A 1,500-nucleotide genomic window follows, 5' to 3' on the forward strand; every position below is an offset into this window, starting at 1 on the left:
CAAGATGAGATTTCCCATGGCGTAAGCCAGTAAGACCCCTTAGAGATGATGAGGTTGATAGGTCAGAAGTGGAAGTGTGGCGACACATGGAGCGGACTGATACTAATCGGTCGAGGGCTTATCCTAAATTTTTCTTGACTTGAGTTTGATTTCTAGATTTAGTTTTGAAAGAATCGTTGATTCTTTTACCTTTGACAACGAGAAACAAGACGAAGAGATTCGTCGTTGATCGAACGTCAACATAGTCTGGTGGCAATAGCAAAGAGGTCACACCCGTTCCCATGCCGAACACGGTCGTTAAGCTCTTTTGCGCCGATGGTAGTTGGGGGCTTCCCCCTGTGAGAGTAGGACGTTGCCAGGCTTACATATTTTCTTTGTTATTTGAAAACAAGATAATACGTTGGAGGATTAGCTCAGCTGGGAGAGCACCTGCCTTACAAGCAGGGGGTCGGCGGTTCGATCCCGTCATCCTCCACCATGTGCCGGTCTAGCTCAATTGGTAGAGCAACTGACTTGTAATCAGTAGGTTGGGGGTTCAAGTCCTCTGGCCGGCACCATGTTTCTTGAAGTCAGAGCCATTAGCTCAGTTGGTAGAGCATCTGACTTTTAATCAGAGGGTCGAAGGTTCGAATCCTTCATGGCTCACCATATATTTGCGGGTGTGGCGGAATTGGCAGACGCGCTAGACTTAGGATCTAGTGTCTTTATGACGTGGGGGTTCAAGTCCCTTCACCCGCACTCACAATTACTAATTGTGTGCGGAAGTAGTTCAGTGGTAGAACACCACCTTGCCAAGGTGGGGGTCGCGAGTTCGAATCTCGTCTTCCGCTTTTGCCAATTAATTTTGCCGGGGTGGTGGAATTGGCAGACACACAGGACTTAAAATCCTGCGGTTGGTGACAACCGTGCCGGTTCAAGTCCGGCCCTCGGCACCATTTTAATTTAATATGCGCCCGTAGCTCAATTGGATAGAGTACTTGACTACGAATCAAGCGGTTAGAGGTTCGACTCCTCTCGGGCGCGCCATTACGGGAAGTAGCTCAGCTTGGTAGAGCACTTGGTTTGGGACCAAGGGGTCGCAGGTTCAAATCCTGTCTTCCCGACCACTGAATGGGGCCTTAGCTCAGCTGGGAGAGCGCCTGCTTTGCACGCAGGAGGTCAGCGGTTCGATCCCGCTAGGCTCCACCAAAAAACTTTTTCAAAAAAGTATTTGACATTCAAAACGATGTCATGTAGAGTACTAAGAGTCGCCAAGAGAGATCGAGGCGCAAACGAGTTCTTTGAAAACTGAACAAAAGCCAAGCGTAAAAGAGATACAAGGTATCTCGTCAATGAAGTTAGACACAGCTTTAAATTGTGCAAATGAGCAAGTCAAACACTTTTAACGGAGAGTTTGATCCTGGCTCAGGACGAACGCTGGCGGCGTGCCTAATACATGCAAGTCGAGCGGACAGAAGGGAGCTTGCTCCCGGAAGTTAGCGGCGGACGGGTGAGTAACAC

Annotated in this window: 9 tRNA genes and 3 rRNA genes; all 12 read left to right on the forward strand. The window is 49.0% G+C overall.

From position 1 onward, the window contains the following. A 23S ribosomal RNA gene (locus ACE1TH_RS20410) occupies window positions 1-126 on the forward strand; the annotation flags it as partial. Window positions 127-245: 119 nt separating this feature from the next. After that, a 5S ribosomal RNA gene (rrf, locus tag ACE1TH_RS20415) occupies window positions 246-361 on the forward strand. A 41-nt stretch (window positions 362-402) separates the two neighbouring features. After that, window positions 403-478, forward strand: a tRNA-Val gene (locus tag ACE1TH_RS20420). 3 nt (window positions 479-481) lie between these two features. After that, window positions 482-557: transfer RNA gene (locus tag ACE1TH_RS20425), tRNA-Thr, on the forward strand. Window positions 558-572: 15 nt separating this feature from the next. Continuing rightward, window positions 573-648: transfer RNA gene (locus tag ACE1TH_RS20430), tRNA-Lys, on the forward strand. 7 nt (window positions 649-655) lie between these two features. Beyond that, a tRNA-Leu gene (locus ACE1TH_RS20435) sits at window positions 656-738 on the forward strand. A gap of 20 nt (window positions 739-758) precedes the next feature. Then, window positions 759-830 (forward strand) — tRNA-Gly (locus ACE1TH_RS20440). Window positions 831-846: 16 nt separating this feature from the next. Further along, a tRNA-Leu gene (locus ACE1TH_RS20445) sits at window positions 847-935 on the forward strand. A 14-nt stretch (window positions 936-949) separates the two neighbouring features. Then, window positions 950-1,026: transfer RNA gene (locus ACE1TH_RS20450), tRNA-Arg, on the forward strand. Window positions 1,027-1,029: 3 nt separating this feature from the next. Beyond that, window positions 1,030-1,106, forward strand: a tRNA-Pro gene (locus ACE1TH_RS20455). A 6-nt stretch (window positions 1,107-1,112) separates the two neighbouring features. Further along, window positions 1,113-1,188: transfer RNA gene (locus tag ACE1TH_RS20460), tRNA-Ala, on the forward strand. A gap of 193 nt (window positions 1,189-1,381) precedes the next feature. Next, a 16S ribosomal RNA gene (locus ACE1TH_RS20465) occupies window positions 1,382-1,500 on the forward strand; the annotation flags it as partial.

Source organism: Shouchella sp. JSM 1781072, from assembly GCF_041949915.1.
Classification (GTDB): Bacteria; Bacillota; Bacilli; order Bacillales; family Bacillaceae_D; genus Shouchella.